General features: G+C 65.8%; 18 protein-coding genes, 1 tRNA gene and 1 pseudogene. 15 read left to right on the forward strand and 5 right to left on the reverse strand.

What is annotated here, in order from left to right:
• The first annotated feature begins 38 nt into the window (after positions 1-38).
• From ACWC0C_RS38530 to ACWC0C_RS38565, 8 genes are all read left to right on the forward strand, one after another.
• The gene (locus ACWC0C_RS38530) at positions 39-545 is read left to right on the forward strand and encodes a DNA cytosine methyltransferase (protein WP_450869101.1); all 507 of its coding nucleotides are present in this window, start codon (positions 39-41) and stop codon (positions 543-545) included.
• 52 nt (positions 546-597) lie between these two features.
• A complete protein-coding gene (locus ACWC0C_RS38535; protein ID WP_450869038.1) occupies positions 598-1,068 on the forward strand; it encodes a DNA (cytosine-5-)-methyltransferase in 471 nt (156 codons plus the stop codon).
• Between the two features lie 5 nt (positions 1,069-1,073).
• The gene (locus ACWC0C_RS38540) at positions 1,074-1,358 is read left to right on the forward strand and encodes a hypothetical protein (protein ID WP_450869039.1); all 285 of its coding nucleotides are present in this window, start codon (positions 1,074-1,076) and stop codon (positions 1,356-1,358) included.
• 246 nt (positions 1,359-1,604) lie between these two features.
• Positions 1,605-2,132, forward strand: a complete 528-nt coding sequence (locus ACWC0C_RS38545; RefSeq protein ID WP_450869040.1) for a hypothetical protein — start codon at positions 1,605-1,607, stop codon at positions 2,130-2,132.
• On the forward strand, positions 2,119-4,554 hold the full coding sequence (locus ACWC0C_RS38550; RefSeq protein WP_450869042.1) for a phage/plasmid primase, P4 family: 2,436 nt from the start codon (positions 2,119-2,121) through the stop codon (positions 4,552-4,554). Before ACWC0C_RS38545 ends, ACWC0C_RS38550 begins: the two co-directional genes overlap by 14 nt.
• Before the next feature lie 72 nt (positions 4,555-4,626).
• Positions 4,627-6,480, forward strand: a complete 1,854-nt coding sequence (locus tag ACWC0C_RS38555) for a DNA polymerase (RefSeq protein ID WP_450869044.1) — start codon at positions 4,627-4,629, stop codon at positions 6,478-6,480.
• Between the two features lie 500 nt (positions 6,481-6,980).
• Positions 6,981-7,793 carry a hypothetical protein gene (locus tag ACWC0C_RS38560; protein WP_450869046.1) on the forward strand — a complete coding sequence of 271 codons (813 nt, stop codon included), beginning with the start codon at positions 6,981-6,983 and terminating at the stop codon, positions 7,791-7,793.
• 445 nt (positions 7,794-8,238) lie between these two features.
• On the forward strand, positions 8,239-8,610 hold the full coding sequence (locus ACWC0C_RS38565; protein ID WP_450869048.1) for a hypothetical protein: 372 nt from the start codon (positions 8,239-8,241) through the stop codon (positions 8,608-8,610).
• A 171-nt stretch (positions 8,611-8,781) separates the two neighbouring features.
• Here ACWC0C_RS38565 and ACWC0C_RS38570 read toward each other — a convergent pair whose 3' ends face one another.
• Complete coding sequence (locus ACWC0C_RS38570; RefSeq protein WP_450869050.1) at positions 8,782-8,985, reverse strand: DUF397 domain-containing protein; 204 nt, start codon at positions 8,983-8,985, stop codon at positions 8,782-8,784.
• On the reverse strand, positions 8,985-9,824 hold the full coding sequence (locus ACWC0C_RS38575; protein WP_450869051.1) for a helix-turn-helix domain-containing protein: 840 nt from the start codon (positions 9,822-9,824) through the stop codon (positions 8,985-8,987). The genes ACWC0C_RS38570 and ACWC0C_RS38575 overlap by 1 nt, the downstream gene beginning before the upstream one ends.
• Before the next feature lie 474 nt (positions 9,825-10,298).
• Between ACWC0C_RS38575 and ACWC0C_RS38580 the strand changes: the two genes are divergently transcribed.
• The 3 genes from ACWC0C_RS38580 (at position 10,299) to ACWC0C_RS38590 (ending at position 11,884) form a co-directional block, all read left to right on the forward strand.
• Positions 10,299-10,508 carry a hypothetical protein gene (locus ACWC0C_RS38580; protein ID WP_450869053.1) on the forward strand — a complete coding sequence of 70 codons (210 nt, stop codon included), beginning with the start codon at positions 10,299-10,301 and terminating at the stop codon, positions 10,506-10,508.
• Positions 10,509-11,053: 545 nt separating this feature from the next.
• Positions 11,054-11,150 (forward strand) — tRNA-OTHER (locus ACWC0C_RS38585).
• 149 nt (positions 11,151-11,299) lie between these two features.
• Positions 11,300-11,884: a hypothetical protein gene (locus ACWC0C_RS38590; RefSeq protein WP_450869055.1), complete on the forward strand. Its 585-nt coding sequence runs from the start codon at positions 11,300-11,302 to the stop codon at positions 11,882-11,884.
• A 3-nt stretch (positions 11,885-11,887) separates the two neighbouring features.
• On the opposite strand, the gene ACWC0C_RS38595 is transcribed toward ACWC0C_RS38590, so the two are convergent.
• Together ACWC0C_RS38595 and ACWC0C_RS38600 are read right to left on the reverse strand one after the other, a co-directional pair.
• Positions 11,888-12,292, reverse strand: coding sequence for a hypothetical protein (locus ACWC0C_RS38595; RefSeq protein ID WP_450869057.1), 405 nt, complete (start codon positions 12,290-12,292; stop codon positions 11,888-11,890).
• 220 nt (positions 12,293-12,512) lie between these two features.
• Complete coding sequence (locus ACWC0C_RS38600) at positions 12,513-12,833, reverse strand: GntR family transcriptional regulator (protein ID WP_450869059.1); 321 nt, start codon at positions 12,831-12,833, stop codon at positions 12,513-12,515.
• 123 nt (positions 12,834-12,956) lie between these two features.
• On the opposite strand from ACWC0C_RS38600, the gene ACWC0C_RS38605 reads away from it, so the two are divergent.
• The 3 genes from ACWC0C_RS38605 to ACWC0C_RS38615 all read left to right on the forward strand — a co-directional run bounded on the left by ACWC0C_RS38605 (position 12,957) and on the right by ACWC0C_RS38615 (position 13,989).
• Positions 12,957-13,280: a hypothetical protein gene (locus ACWC0C_RS38605; RefSeq protein WP_450869061.1), complete on the forward strand. Its 324-nt coding sequence runs from the start codon at positions 12,957-12,959 to the stop codon at positions 13,278-13,280.
• A complete protein-coding gene (locus ACWC0C_RS38610; protein ID WP_450869063.1) occupies positions 13,277-13,474 on the forward strand; it encodes a hypothetical protein in 198 nt (65 codons plus the stop codon). The genes ACWC0C_RS38605 and ACWC0C_RS38610 overlap by 4 nt, the downstream gene beginning before the upstream one ends.
• Before the next feature lie 74 nt (positions 13,475-13,548).
• The gene (locus ACWC0C_RS38615) at positions 13,549-13,989 is read left to right on the forward strand and encodes a hypothetical protein (RefSeq protein WP_450869065.1); all 441 of its coding nucleotides are present in this window, start codon (positions 13,549-13,551) and stop codon (positions 13,987-13,989) included.
• 395 nt (positions 13,990-14,384) lie between these two features.
• Here ACWC0C_RS38615 and ACWC0C_RS38620 read toward each other — a convergent pair.
• A pseudogene (locus ACWC0C_RS38620) lies at positions 14,385-15,275 on the reverse strand (aminotransferase-like domain-containing protein); the annotation flags it as partial.
• Between the two features lie 46 nt (positions 15,276-15,321).
• Between ACWC0C_RS38620 and ACWC0C_RS38625 the strand changes: the two are divergent.
• Entirely contained in the window at positions 15,322-15,840 is a 519-nt protein-coding gene (locus ACWC0C_RS38625) for a carboxymuconolactone decarboxylase family protein (RefSeq protein ID WP_450869066.1), read from the forward strand.
• Positions 15,841-15,954: the final 114 nt, after the last annotated feature.

A 15,954-nucleotide genomic window follows, 5' to 3' on the forward strand; every position in this document is an offset into this window, starting at 1 on the left:
CCCTCTTTCACGGGGGAAAACCCATCCCAATTCTTGAGCTGTGCGCCGGATACGGGGGGATCGGCCGGGCTGTCGAGGCTCTGACCGGGGACAGAATCAAGATCGTTGCGGAGATCGACCCGTACGCGTCTTTGATCCTGGCCACTCGGTATCCGCACGCACGCAACATCGGAGACATTACCCAATTCGATTGGGCCACCATCGCGGGAGAGGTGGACATTATTACGGCGGGGTTCCCCTGCCAAGACATTTCCAATGCGGGGAAGCGAGCGGGGATTCATGGCGAGAGGTCGGGCATTTGGGAAAGCGTCCTCGGGGCCGTTCGCGTTCTTCGACCACGGTTCGTTTTCCTGGAGAACGTATCCGCCATCCGAAACCGGGGCTTGTCGCACGTACTCGCGGGACTGGCCGCGAGCGGGTATGACGCGCGATGGTGTTGCTTCCGCGCGTCCGCTACTGGAGCCCCCCACATGCGAGATCGGTGGTTCTGTATCGCCACCCCTGCTGCCAACGCCGTTGGCGTCGGACGCATCCAAGGGACCTGATTTCGCGCGGGAGGCACGCCAGGGAAGCGGCGGGCAGGATCTCGTTACCGCCGTGGCGCGGCTGTTCGACAAAGACCGCGCGGTAAAGCTGTTCAAGACACCCACAGCCAATCTGGGTACCAATGGTGCCCCCCAGCATCCGGAAAAGCGGCGTGCGGGCGGTCACGGGCCGACGCTCGATGATGAGGTTTCGTACCTACTGCCCGTTGACCCCGAGGTTGCCGAGGAAACCCCGGGCGCCTTTCACTCCCCGCCGGAATGGTGGGCCGAGTACGCGCCCGCTGTGCACCGTTGGGAAACCCTCATGGGCTCGCCGGCTCCGATCCCGGTCGAGTTCGGGCCCCGCGGTGGTCGTCGCCTCGCCGCGGTTTTTGCGGAATGGCTTATGGGACTGCCGCGAGGGTGGATCACCCATATTCCGGGACTCAATCGGGCCCGGCAGCTCAAAGCGGCGGGAAACGGGGTCGTGAGCCAACAGGCGTTCATGGCCTATCTGCACTTGATGAACTACAAAGAGGAGTAGCCACAATGGCTAAGCGGGGAGTCGTCACCGACTACGGCGGCGAGGAGATTTACAAGGGGGATCTAGTCGCGTACGCGGCCCGGCAGGGCAACCGGGTTCGCATGGCTGACGCCATCGTGGACAAGGTGACTGCGCGTCTGGTGGACGGACGGCTACGGCCCATGCTCCGCATTCGACCGACCGGCATCGAGTCCGGTTTCACTAAGCGCCGTTCACTGAGGCGTGAGTGGATTTCCGCCGAACACGTCCGGCTGATCGTTCCCGACGCCACGGGCGAGCGTGACGCGTAACAACACAATACAGAAAGGGCCGACTGTACCCGCGGGGGTGTGGTCGGCCCTTTCACATGGGGGGACCAATGCAACTCACTATCTCGGCGAACCAGGCTCCGCCACTCGGCGACGTGCGAGCGCTCGGCGAAGGGGACACGCTGCGCCTGAACCTGAACTACACACAGCGTCCCGACTGGATTCGGTATCTCGCTGCTGCGGCTCATGCCATGGGGCGGGGGGCCCGCGTGGAACGGGTGGGCGACGATGGCTAACCCGAACAAGGCCAAGGGGACGGCGTGGGAAAGTTCCGTGCGGGACTACCTGAATGCGTTCCTCGGCCTGGTGGACGAGTCCGGCGCGTTCCTGAATCCGTTCGACGGGCACAACGTGCGCCGCCCCGCGCAAGAGGGCGCTAAAGACGTGGGCGATATCCACGCGGCTCCGTTCGTGCTGGAAGCGAAGAACACCAAGAGCCCCGCCGTACCAACGTGGATTCGACAGGCCGAGATTGAAGCGGTACACGCCGGATTCCCGTACGGCGTGGTCGTACAGAAGGTGCGCGGGGCTGCTGTCCGTAACGGGCGGGTCCATGTCTCGGTGCGCACCTGGACCCGAGTTCGGCTCGCGCTCGGCATGCCCGCTCAAGAGTTCTTCGGCCTGTACGGCTTCCGGCTGACCGCCCGTGGTCTCGACACACAGCGCTGGTACTTCACGACGACCGTTTGGGATCTTGGGCACCTACTCGCCGACTATCGCCGCACCGTGCCGGGGGTGCCGCATGCACTTCGCTGATCTGCTCGCCCGGTTCTCCGGGGTCGCCGAGGAGAACGACGGGGGTTACTCGGCGCTGTGTCCCGCACACTCCGACTCGCGGCCCTCGCTGCGGGTGTGGAGGGGCGAGGACAACAAGGTCCGTCTTACGTGCCGCGCGGGGTGCGCCACGGCTGACGTGATCGGCTCGGTACGGCTCTCCTGGTCGGACCTGTTCGACGCGTCCGGCCCCGGGGCGACCGTTCCGGCCGAGCGCCCGCAGCTCGTCCCCGTCGCGTACACTGCGGCCCTCGCTGCGTACGCAGACCGGTGCTCGCTCGCCCTCGGGGACTTTGCCGGCGAGTGGGCCGAGCGGGCACGGACGTATCTCGCCGACCGGTTCGGGCTCGACCTGGACACCGCCGCGGAACTCGGGATCGGCGTGGACGACGGGCACCAGGGCGAGGGGTTCCCGCACCTGTCCCGCGCCTACCGCTCGTTCGCTCGGCTGACGGTTCCGCTGGTCGGGTTCGACGGGGTGACCAGGGGATTGCAGGGGCGGGACCTGACAGGACAGTGCCCCGGGCGGTGGCTGTCCCTGATGAACCCCAAGGGGCACAGGTGGGCGCCCTACGGCGTGATGCGCGGTCAGGGCGGATACGGAACGGTCCTGATCACCGAGGGCCCCGGGGACGGTCTGACGGCCGTTGCCGTGGGATATGACGCGGTGGCCATCCGAGGGGCCAGCCTCGCCGGCTCACCCGAGCTGGTTGCCGAACTCGCCGAGGGGCTGCGCGGCTCACTGGTGATCCTCGCCGGGGACAACGACCGTGCAGGCAACGGCTTTACCGCCCGTCTCGCTGCGGGGCTGGCCGAGCACGGGATAGACGCGTTCTCGCTCCAAATACCGGTGCATGACTGGGACTTGACCGATTGGCGCGAGTCGGCTCCTGAGTGCTTCGCGGATGACTTGCACCGTGCAGTGAAAACAGCCCGACCGGTGCGCGACACTGCCGAGCGGGAAGCGGCGGCCCGTACCGCCGAGCTGGCTACGCGGACCGGTGCCGACACCGTGTCCCGCGACCAGGGCGCGGAAGCGGCGGACATCCTCGCCAAGCTCGTTTCGCAGTACGGCGAGAGCGACGCCATGAACGCTCACGCGCTGGTCGCGTGGTCCGGGGGCCGTATCCGCTACGCGGCGGGGCTCGGGTTCTACACGTGGGACGGGCGGGTGTGGGTGCGCTCGGACATGCGGGTGAGGCAGGAAATCCACCGCATGGGCGCCGCCCTGGTACTCGCGGGACAGAACCAGTTGGCGCGCGGCTTCACGATGACGAGCCGCATTGACGCGCTGCTGACCGAGTTGTGTTCCGTCCCCAACGTGTCCATTGCGGCAACCGACTTTGACGACCGCCCCGACTTGCTCAACTTCCGCAACGGCACGGTCGATTTGCGCACGGGCCGACTCCGCCCGCACGACCAGGCCGACCTACTGACGTACGGGCTCGATATCGACTACGACCCCGATGCACGGTGTCCGCGGTGGGAATCCTTCCTCGCCGAGATCTTCCCGGACATGCCAGAGATGCCCGCATACATTCAGCGGCTCATCGGCTACGGGATCACCGGACACACCACAGAACAGGCATTCGGGGTTTTGTGGGGCAAGGGTGCCAACGGTAAATCGGTCCTGGTGGACACCATTACGTCGGTGTTCCGCGCCATCACACGCACCACGCCGTTTGCGACGTTCGAGGAACGCAAAAGCGGCGGCATTCCCAACGATGTTGCGGCTCTGCGCGGTTCGCGTCTCGTCATGGCGTCCGAGGGCGAGGCAGGCAAGGCAATGTCGGAATCCATCCTTAAGCGGGTCACTGGTAAGGACATGATCTCGGCGCGTTTCCTGCGGCAAGAGTATTTCGAGTTCAAGCCGTCGTTTCTGCTGTTGCTCGCCACGAACCATAAGCCCAAGTTCCGTTCGCAGGATGAGGGGCTTTGGCGACGGGTCAAGCTGCTGCCCTTCAAGCGGTGGTTTGCGCCCGACGAGCGCGACCCTGACTTGGACCGGAAGCTACTGGACGAGTCCGCGGGTATTGCGGCGTGGGCGGTGGCGGGGGCGGTGGCCTGGTACCGCGAGGGTCTGCGAGACCCGCAGGTCATCACGGGTGCGTCGCAGGAGTACCGAGAGACTTCGGACCCGCTCGCGGGCTTCCTGCCCGGGGTCCTCGAATGGGCCGACGAGTCGGTTGTGATGAACGGTAACGACGCATTCAACCATTACCGGGACTGGTGCGAGGCCGAGAACCTGCCCGCAAAGGAACAGTGGACCCGCCGCGCCTTTTACGAAGCGATGGAGGAACGCGGGGCGGTACGGAAGCGCACCAACAAAGGAATTGCGCTCGGCTGTCTCCGCGTCGCCGACGAGAGCCCCGATGCGGTTGGCCCGGGGATCTTCGGAAAGTAAGCACCACATCACAAAGGGGGCTGCTCACCTTCACCGGTGGGCGGCCCCCTTTTTTTGCTTTCAGGGGGAAGCGTGATCACATTTCGGCATGAGTTGGCCGGCGAGCCCTGCACGGTCCGCGTGCCCGAGACTACCGAGGATCTGAACGAGTTCTGGAAGTGGATTTACGAGGTACGGCACCGCGGGCCCGTCGCGATCGACACGGAAACCACGGGCTTGGACGTGTTCAGCCCAACGCTTCGTCTCCGCACGGTGCAATTCGGTGACCAGCGCGACGCGTGGGTGATCCTGTACGAACGCGGGGGCTATTTCGAGTCGTACGCGCGGGACGCCATCCTACGAATTCCGCATCTGCTGATTCACAACGCGTCTTATGACTGGCTTGTGTTGGACCGGCACGGTGGTATTCCGCTGGACGAACTGACCGCGTGGGACCGCACGACAGATACCCGAATCCTGGCGAGCCTGATAGATCCGCGGCAGCCCCAAGAGGGCGGGATAGGAACGGGCCTTAAGCCGCTTTCGGCTCATTGGGTGGACCCCGCGGCCCCCGACACGCAATCGGGCCTTACCGCAGTGTTCAGGGGGCTCGGACTCACCAAAGAAACCGGGTGGGCGGGAATCCCCGCAACCGACCCAACGTATCTGCTCTACGCGGGACTTGACGTTCTGCTGACCGCTCGACTTGAGCCCGTGCTACGGCGCGAACTCGCGCGGCTGGACGTGCGCCCCGAGCTGGTCACGTACGAGCACGAGATAGCGAGGCTGTGCGCGGTCATGCAGCGCACGGGCCTGGTGCTCGATCTCGACTACACGCACCAGCTCGACCGCCGGCTACGTGACGACGCACAGCAGTACGCCGACCAGGCCGCGCGGTACGGCGTGCTGAACGTCAACTCGACGGCTCAACTCGCCGACGCGTTCGCGGGCATGGGCGAGACCCTGACCGAGCGCACCGACTCGGGCGCAGTGAAGGTGGACAAAGCGGTGTTGTCCCGCCTCGCGGACGTGTCGCTACAGGGCGAACCGCTCGACACCCGCACGCCAAACCCGCTCGCCCTCGCGGTGCTCAAGTCCAAGAGGGCCGGGAAGTGGCGGAAGGCATACGCGAGCACGTTCCTAGAGACCGTGGACGCTGCGGGCAGGGTGCACCCGTTCATATCCCCGCTCGCCGCGCGGACGGGTCGCATGTCCATCACGCGCCCCGCACTCCAGACCCTTCCGTCCTCGGACGCGATGATCCGCCGCTGTCTGCTCGCCGACGACGGGCACGTGATCGTGAGCACGGACTTTAGCGCCGTGGAAATGCGCGTACTCGCGGCCCTCGCCAATGTCCGCCGGATGAAAGAGGCGATATCCGGGGGCGAGGATCTGCACGACTTCACCGCCCGATTGGTGTTCGGAAAGAACTTCACCAAAGCCCACCGAAAGCTAGCCAAGGCCATCGGATTCGGAAAGGTATATGGGGGTGGTGCACAGACGATCTCGCGGCAGTCGGGCGCCCCCATCGATGACGTGCAGCGGGCTCTAAAGGCGTACGATAATCTCTATCCGGAGATTCGCCGAGCCGCTTCCCGCTGGCAGCGCGAGGCATTCCAAACCGGCATGGTGTCGATTTCTGCGACCGGTCGCCGGTTGCCGCTCGACCGTGACCGCACGTACGCCGTGACCAACTACATGTGCCAGAGTGCGGCGCGCGATGTGCTCGGGCAATCCATGCTGAATGCAGAGTCTGCCGGTCTGCTCGAATACTGCCGCTTGCCTATCCATGACGAAATTCTCGCGTCGGCTCCGCGCGAGGACGTCGAGGAGATCGCCCTCGAGTTCGAGCGATGCATGACATGGAATCTCTTTGGTGTGCCCATTACCGCCGAAGCGGAGATAGGCGGGCGGTCGTGGGGCAGCCTGTACGGCGCTGATTGCTGACTACACACGGTCGGCGTTGCTGGCAGACACGCCGCACCGAACGTGACGTAATGGGGGGGGTAAGTACAACTTTTAAGCGGCCCCTGCGGTTGCCCGATTCCGGATCACGGATGGGTCACCGTGGGGGCCGTCTGTCGTGCTCAAGGCGTACAAACCCCATCCACAGATCATCCGTAAGGATGAGGCAGAGTCGCTTTCATCACTCGGCGTCACCGCTTTATTGCGACTCGGGTTACGAACTCCGAGGTTCGTCCCGTTCTAGACCGTTAAGTCTGTAGTAACACCTTTGCCGCTGCCCTGGCTCTTGCCGAAACCTTGAATGCAGCAGCGATACGGCAATGCGCAAGCCCCGTCCTGCACATCCGGGACGGGGCATTTTTATGCCCTTTTTTAAAGCGCATTGATTCAGGGCGACAGGCCTTTCTGCACCCGTCCGCTCCGTTCCGGGCAAGCCCCGCTCCCTATCAGGAGCAAAGCCCACCCACACGGAGCGATGCCCCATGTTTCATATTTCAGCGGACCTCATCGCGGCAGCGAAGCGAAACGAAATCAATGCGATTTCCGAAGTCATATCAACTACCGAACCCTTCATCGCGGCTCGGGCCCGCGAATACGCGATCGTTGACGGTCGGCTGTGCAATGACCTGCTGGACCAACTCATGCAGGCGGGACGCATAGCGGTTTGGGATTGCTTGACCAACTTTAAGGGCACAGAGGGAGGGCAATTCGTCGCGTTCATTGGCCGAGAGTTGCGCTCAACCATGCGGGACACTAAAAGGGAGGTCGTCATGCCGGGCATGACCGCGCAAGCCGCCAAGGATTTTGAGCTTGCTCTTACGCTCGCCCACGGCGACCCGTACGACGCTGTTCGCGTCGCGTGCACGGACGAAATGGGGGACCGCAAAATGTCGCCCGAGCGCGCAAGTGCCGCACTGCTGGCATGGCTCGGGACGGACTCGCTCGACCGGCCCTTGAGCCCTGACGAGTACGGCGAGGGGATCACCCTCGGGGACGTGGTGGCGAACGTGGCCGGAGTCCCGGGGGACCTGCTCGACCCGAGCGACTACGAGTCCACCAGGCGCACCACCATTCGCTCTCAAGTGCACCGAACGCTAGGGCTGTTGGGCGAGCGGCAGCGTCACGTACTCAAGGCGAGCCACGGCATACCCCCCGTGCGGGACTACGGCCAGGACGGCAGCGACGCGGAGTTGGCCGCGGACATGGGTGCCACCACGAAGCAGGTTCACGAAGCACGCGCCAAGGGGCAGAAACGTTTCCGCGAGCTGTACCAGGCGGGCGCACAGGCATGGTGACGCTCCCCACCCGAGATGGCGGGACAGTCGAGATCACCCGATGCGGCGCCCTGGTGGACATTCATGTCCGGGACTCCGAGGGGCGCACGGTCGCAACGGTCGCCCGCCGAGCCGGCGAGGCTGCGCTGCTGCTCTCGACTCGCCAAATAGGGGCTAGCGGTCGACTCCGTTCCGCAGTTGCTTGCCCCCCGCCCCGCACCCGAGCCGCCTCCTAGTTTGCTTACAGAGAGCTACACCCCCCGCTTCGGCGGGGGGCTTTTGGCATGTGCACATAGTTTGTTGGCTCTTTACAAAATCCAAGCAACATCGTCACATCTGCAACTAAAGTGCTGGTCGTAGAGTCGTGGTCCTGGTGGATCATTTGCCATATACGGGCGTTCGCGTGACCAGCAACACACGGGAATATGACCTTCCGGTCATCGAACGCCTGTACTAGTCTCAGTTCATGGTTACGCACCGCGAGGAGTTCCACGTACAGACAACCGTGATCGTGCCCATGCACGGGGGAAAGAACGGGCAGTGGGTCGAGTGCGCCGAGCTGCCCAACGTTCTCGGGGAGAACCGAATCAGGTCATGCAACGACCTGACGATCACTCTGGAAGCTGAAGGGGGAGTTGTGGCCCGTCTGCTGCGAGCCGTAGCGGAGTACACCTGGTTCCGGCTGCTGGCCAGAGACCGCGAGACATGCGGGCTCGCCGGCTCGGTCGAGTGGGTCAGAAATCCCGAAACGGGTCTGTGGCAGCAGTGGGACGAGCCATGGACAGCGTGCGCCTACGGGCAGCACCAGCCCATCCCAACCCTGCTGCTGGCCGCATGAGCGCCCGCACCGGATTCCCGGGCGCCGTGGCGCGTGGGGTGTCTACCTGATCGACCGCGCGCCCGAGCCGGGGCCGCCCTCGCCGCGTTCCGTCGGTTTGGACTCGCGGCCTGACATGCAAGAACCCCGCCGCTCCAAAGGGGGTGGAGTGGCGGGGGTCAGGTGGTCGGGTCAGCACTCGTCACGCTGGACAGCATCGACGAACGACGACCAGGCCGACAACGGGAAGGTCAGTGCAGGGCCGTGCGGGTCCTTGGAGTCGCGGACGGGAACTATGTCGGTGGCCGTCGCGTATGCCGGGGCCCACTCGACGCAGGAACCACCGTTGTTGCTGTAGGAGGATTTGACCCAACGCAGGGTCTCGGGCTCAGTCATCACGGCGTACCTCTTCGTAACTGGTGGATCATGTCTACAGACGCTGTCTGTGACAGAGAAACGGCCTGTAGTTGATGGTAGGCCCTCACCAGCGGCAGCACGGAAGCGAGTGCCCGGTCCAAGTGTCCTTGAGTCTGTGACTCAACGTAGGAGATTACGGACCGGTCTTGGAGCGTCAGCAGGTTCACCAACCGGTCGAGGGTGCGGTACTCACCGATGGCATAGGGAGCGATCTGGAGCATGGTGTTCGAGTGCTCTGCGAACTCCACCAGGCGCTCTAACTGCTCGTCCATCACAGCTGCGCCGCCGATAGGGCGACGAACGCAGCTCTCGTCTAGCACGACGATCACCAAAGGTGGTTCACGACGTACTAGAGCAGTCTGGCGCTTCATGAGGAACGAAACTCGTTCCTCGGCCTGTTCGCGTGTAATGACTCCCCGCTTGACGGCGCTATCGGCTAGTGCCTGCGCATACGCCGGTGTCTGGAGCGGTCCAGGGACCAAGCCGGATTCAAACAGCCGGATCTCTGCCGCGCGAGCCTCGTAGCCCACGTACTCCGGGAAGCCCTCCAGCAGACTGCCGTTGCGGATCTCCCCCCACGCGCGTTCGAACGACTCTGCGGTTCCGACGAACCCGAAAGCAACGTCTAAGCTCCGCGAAAATCGGAGAGTTGGCGGCTTGCGGCCGGTTTCGATTGCCGAAATGTGCCGACCCGAGTAGCCCACCCGCTCAGCCAACTCGTCCTGCTTCCACCCGCGTGCCTCACGCGCGCTGCGCAGACGCGCTCCGAAAGCAGCCCGGGGCGAGGCGTCCGGGTTCAACTCCTTCAGGTTTACCAACGTGCCCTCCGACTCTGGAACGTTGAAGACGGCCCGACTCTAGGCCACGCTGGACCTTCCCGGTAGTGGAAGCACTACGGAGAGGAACGATCGTGTCCGATCAGGAGACGGCTCCGGCGGCCCCGGCTGACGACGTGGCGGAACTGACCGCCCTCATAGCTGCTGGTGGGTTCTGGCGATTGGCCCCGGAGTGGGTGCCGCGCACGGGATACGCCAAGCCGACTCGCGCTCTGCTGCGGGCTGTTGAGGCCGGACTTAAGGGGAGGATGTAGGAGTGTCCAGCGAGACGCCGACGACGACCCCGGCACTCCATGCACCGGACCTTGAGCCCGTACCCGTGGACGGCTGCTGCATCTGCGCTGCCGCTGCAAAGAACCGATCGGCAGCGCGACGGCTTGGCAGCGTCCGAAGCACCATCGAGACGATCAAGCAGCACCCCCACCGCCGGGCGACGGACGGAAGGGAGTCGGAAGAGTGAACGTCGACTACCCCGACCATGGTGAGCCCCCGATCCGGTCGGTGCTGGTGTGGCCCAAGTGCAGCTGTGGACACCCGGAGTGCCCCGACATTGCCGACGACCAGCCGAAGTATGAGGGGCCCGACGACCGCTCGTTCAGCCCGGCCATGCAGCGCATCCGGCCCGGTATCGAGAAGGAGAACCGGCGTGCTTGCTGGGGGGTGTGACGTGGCGACGGCACCGGAGCCGAAGGTCGACCCGTTCGCAGGTACCCCGCACCAGGACAGCCGCGAAGGCTGGTGGACGCAGTACGGCGGATTGCTCGATCCGGCGTCCGGCGTGATCGCGTTCCCGCCCGGAGCGCTGCCCCCGTGCCGTGTCCCGGAGTGCTCCCGCTGCCGGAATGCAGGCAAACGAGATGAGGAACCGTGCTGATCCTGTTTAACGACCTTCGGACCCCTTGCCCCGGACCGGTTGATCCCGAACGGTGTCCCGTGTGCGGAAGGCTGCGAACCGGTCTCAAAGAGGCGCTGACGGCACGAGACGCGATCATGGCCCGAGCCATCGTGTACGCCATGCACGCGCACGTGATCCACGGCCACCCGAACGACCCCCGCACCATTCGATAGACCCTGAACTCCGCCCCTTGCCGGACGCTCTATTCCGGTTCCCCCACCGCCGAATTGATCCCGGCAAGGGGCGAGCGCAACGCCTTCCCTCGCTGGTGGATGCAGTCCCGTGTATCCCCGCCGATCGGTGAGGGAAGGTCCAACCCCTTGTAGCTCAGTGGAAGAGCAGCACTTCAGCGCAGCCCACTCTCGGAAGGCTCGGCGCTGGTGACGACCCCGGTTCGATCCCGGGCAAGGGGACGACTCGCCCCGGCGGATCAAACCGCTTCAACCCTTGGACAGGTCGACCGCCTGCCGGGGCGGGCCAAGCCTCGTCCGGTTGCGAATAGAAGGACAGCCGTATCCGGGCGGGTCAGGAAATGCACGCAACCGACAAGGAGAGTGCAGAAGTGAGCGCAACGACCAACATGCTTCCCGCCGCTGAGCGGGTGGCGGAGCGGGCTCGGGAAATCCTGACGGCCGTTGAGGCCGATTCGGAGTTCATCGCGTTCAAGGCCGCGAGCCTCCGCTACGACGAGGACTGGACGTGCTTTTCCGGCGGCCCGGTCATCAGGGAGTACGACCAGGCCACCGACGCGGCCCCGCTGTTCATCGAGGGTCTGCGGGCCCTGTGCCTCAAGGCTGCTGTGTACGAGGCGACCGGCGATGAGCGCGCGGCGGAAATCCCCGTCGCCGTGCCCGTGGACGAGATGACGCACGCCATGATCGCTCAACCTCAGATCCTCGCCCGGATCACGGCGCGGGTCGGCGCGCAGATCATCCACCAGACCGACCAGGAACACACAGACTGGACGCACGACGACTACACCCACCAGGCGTACCGCGCCGCGTGGGGCGAGCCGCCCGCCCGGTACTGGATCACGCACGACGAGGTGACCCGCCGGCTCGGCATCCTGCGCGAGAAGTACGCCGCGGCGGGCTTCCACCGTATGGGGCTCGCCCACAACATCACCTTCGAGCCGGTTGCCGCGTAGCGGTCAGCCGAGGGCCCGCCGCATCACGGTAAGCGGGTCCAATTCGGGGAAGCGCTGCCGCACCTGTTGCTGTGCCTGAGAGATCAGGTCATCGAGCAGAACCGGCGCGGCGTTCCACAGCACGTCACGCAAGTACGGCACCACCTCGGAAGGGTCGGGCGGTAGGTCCAACTCGACAGCAAGCGGTGCGCCCTCGCTCTTGTAGCGCCCCGCGGGCAACCCGACCTTTTCGGGGTGGACACAGACCGGCGTCCCATCGCTCAAGTACCGGTGCCCATCAGCCTTGTTGAACGGGCATTCCGGGGTCGGACGCTCGAACACGTCGAACTCTCCAACTGCATGGAAGCGGGACGGACAGACACCGCACGCGCGGTGGTGCACGTCGCCGTTCACGAAAGGCTCGGGCATGACCGGAGCCTAGCTGTCACCAGCACCGCAGACGCCCGTTTCGGACCGCCACCACCCCCGCCCGGGGGATGAGCGCCGAGAACGGGTTGCAAGACCCGTTGCGGGGCCGCTGGGCGTGTTCAGTAACGGATGAGGGACCAACCCACGGTGCGCACCGTGCGAGGTCCCGCCCCGCCCCGTTCGTGTGCTGCCCCCGTGGCGCGCGGGCGGGGCACCCTCGCTATACGTCGCCCTGGTGCTCGTCCTCGCCGGCGGGCTCGGCCACGTAGGACCCTCTGCCCGACACCGTGTAGATGAGCCCCTGATCCCGCAGCACCGCGAGGGCCGACCGCGCAGTGTTTCGCGCGACCCCGTATCGCTCCGTTAGCTCTTTCTCGGATGGAAGCGGCCGACCCGGAGCCAAGTCGCCCCGCTCAATCTCCGCGATCAAGTCGGCAGCAATCTGCCGGTATGGGGGCTCCGGTGCCCGGGGGTCGATTTCGCGCGCTGCCATGAGCGGAAGCGTAGACAACGCGCCATCCCACGGACACAACCTAGACATGGTTGAACATGCCTAGACGGACCTATACAGGTTGGCCTACCGTCAGACACGAAAACGCCCCGGGGACCGCTTAGGACCGGTCCACCGGGGCTCCGCCGATCAGCTAATGGGAGCTGAAACGACATGCGCGACTCTATCGCCCGTGCACTGGTGTGGGTGCTGCGGCTGCTGCTGCCCGCCCGCGGAAAACGCCGAGCCGTCCCCGCAATAACCCCCGCCACCCCCGCGCCCCGGTCCGAATCGGCTGCCGCGTGGTCTCGTCCCTGGCAAGGGCCGAGCGCAGACGACGCACGCGCCATCTTCCAGGCCGAGGAAACCCGCTCGCTCACCCCGGAACAGCGCGAACGATGGTGGGCCGCCGCGTTCTCTGAAATCGGCGTTGACTACGACTTCCCCACCATCAACATCACTGGCGTCCGCAGCGAGCGCCAGGGGGTGGCAGCGTGACCGCCGACGAGCTGTTCCCGAAGGTGTTCACGGGCGCGGTGGCCCTGTGTGTCGAGTGCAAGACCCTCACGCGTGCTCCGATCCCCGTTCGCTGGATACAGAGCAACAGCGGCCCCGGGACGACCCTCTACGCGTGCCCCGAGCACGCCGTGAAGCTCGGTGCGGGGCCGACCCCGGACGACGTGATCCGCTGACGAGAAAGCGCCCGCAAAGTCCAGGCAACGTGATAGTCGAGTGTTGATCTTGTACGTCTAGGGGAGGGACCGCCATGGAGCGGAAGAAGAGAAATTGGATCATCGCAGGGGTTGCAGTGCTCGCGTTCGGCGGAGTGCTGTCGCTGTTCGAGGACAACTCAGACTTGGCAGACGCGACGCCGAAGCCGAGTGCCACAGCATCCGCCAAGCCCGCAGACGAGCCCGCAGTGAAGCCGTCCGAGACGCCCACAAGCGGCGGCATCCCCTCGTCCGATGCGGGGCAGCGCGAGGCGCTGATACGCGCTCTAAGGACCGTTGACGCGGGGCTGGTCGCCAACGAAGACCGAGCCGTTGACCGATCCCGGAACGTCTGTCTCGACATCAAGGGCGGCAAGGATGCCAAGACCGTGCAGAGCAACGCGCGAGCCCGATTCGAGGGCGGGACGGTCCCGAGCCTCACGGACGACCAGGCCGCGAACATCGTGACCGCCGTGAAGTCGTCGTTCTGTAGCTGACCAGACAGCCGAGAGCCCCGTTCGGACACTCGTCCGTGCGGGGTTTCTGCTTTCTCGGCCGTACCCGCGCCCGCGCCGCTACCGTGCCCCCATGACCACCACGGACTATGAAGCCCTCGCCGTTGACTTGCTCCGCCGGACTGAAACGGCAATCGACACGATCGCCGGTCTGTCCGTGGACACGGGGATCTCGTTCAAGATCAGTGACATTGTTCAGCGGGTCGAGGACGAGCTACCCGAGGACTACCCGGACGCCACCGCGGGCAGCACCAACCGCCGGGACGTGATCGCAGAAATGGCGCGGGACCTGCTGTCGGGCGAGGCGTACGACGACTGACCCCGAGACCAGTTCTCGCCCTGACCTGGTGTTTTCTGAGTTGCCAGGGTGTAGGGTCTACCGGCCTGCGGTCGTACCGGAACTCACCGTCGTAGTCGTCCTCCAGTACGACCGCCCCACGCGCGCGTGCCCAGTCGATCACCGCCGCCCGGCGCTCCGGGTGCAGCGGGCCGCCGGTCGGGAACTGGTGCGCCGGCGTGAGCAATACGGCCCGCTCCCGCGCGAGTACGTCCACCCGCGCGCCGTGCTCGTCCAGCGGCAGCGGCACCGTGCGCACCCCGGCCGTGGTGAGCAGCCCGCGATGGAAGTCCAGCCCGTACGCCTCCACGCCCAGCGGACCGCGTAGTACCCCGCCCGCGCCCTGGCCGAACAGCAGCCGCAGCGCGTGCGCGAAGCCCGAGCAGACGACGATCCGCTCCGGTTCGGTCCGCACGCCACGCGCGCGTGCCAGATATTCCGTCAGCGCCTCCCGCAGTTCCCGGCGCCCGGCCGGATCCCCCGGCCCGAACGCCTCGCTCGGCGCCGCCTGCAGCGCCCGCCGGTAACAGGCCGACCAGGCCGCCCGCGGGAACGCCGAGACGTCCGGCGTGCCCTGCCGCAGATCGTGCCGCGGGCCACGCGCGCGTGAAGGTACTCTCACAGGCGTCCGTACGGCGTGTCGCAGCGGCTCCGCCCGGTCGGCGACCCGGGTACCCGAACCCTGACGGGCGGTCAGCCAGCCCTCCGCGACCAGTTCCGCGTAGGCGTCGGCCACCGTGTTGCGGGCCACGCCCAGGTCGGCGGCGAGCGACCGGTACGGCGGCAGACGGGTGCCCGGCGCCAGCCGCCCGCTGCGCACGGCCTCCCGCAGCGCCCGGGTCAGCGCCGCCCGCCGCCCGCCCGGACCCGAGAGCTCCAGATGCAGATCGGCGCCGATCCGCTCGGCGGAATTGACCCACGATTCCATCATGAAAATGCACCCTACTGCCGGTCTGTCGGGCCCGTAGGTTGAAGCCATGACGACGCACACCACTGCCACCGCAGCCGACCTCACCAGCGCGATCGCCGAGGCCGAGGACGCCCGCACCCGGCTGGACTTCGGGAAGTCCGCCCCTAAGGTCTTCCGCGCCCTCATCGGCTTCGACGCCGCCGCCCGCACCGGCCTCGACCCCGCGCTGGTCGAGCTGATCCAGATCCGCGCCTCGCACCTCAACCACTGCGCCTACTGCCTGCACATGCACACCAATGACGCCCGCAAGGCCGGTGAGAGCGAGGACCGGCTGCACATGGTCGCCGTCTGGCGCGAGGCCCGGCACTTCTTCACCGCGAAGGAACAGGCCGCCCTCGCCCTCACCGAGGCGCTGACCCTGGTCGCCGACGCGGGCGTCCCCGACGCCGTCTACGCCGAGGCCGCGGCCTGCTTCGAGGAGGAGGAACTGGCCCATGTCATCGCCCTGATCTGCACGATCAACACGTGGAACCGGGTGGCCCTGTCGACGGGGAAAGTGGCGGGGACGGACGAGAGGAAGGGCTGACCGGACCAGTCGGTGCAGACGCGGATCACCTGATCCCTCCAGCAGCTTTGATCCAGCTCGACCCAACTCGATCCAGCTTCGATCCAGCTCGATCCAGCTTTGATTCAGCTCGAT

Source organism: Streptomyces sp. NPDC001709 (genome assembly GCF_053596375.1).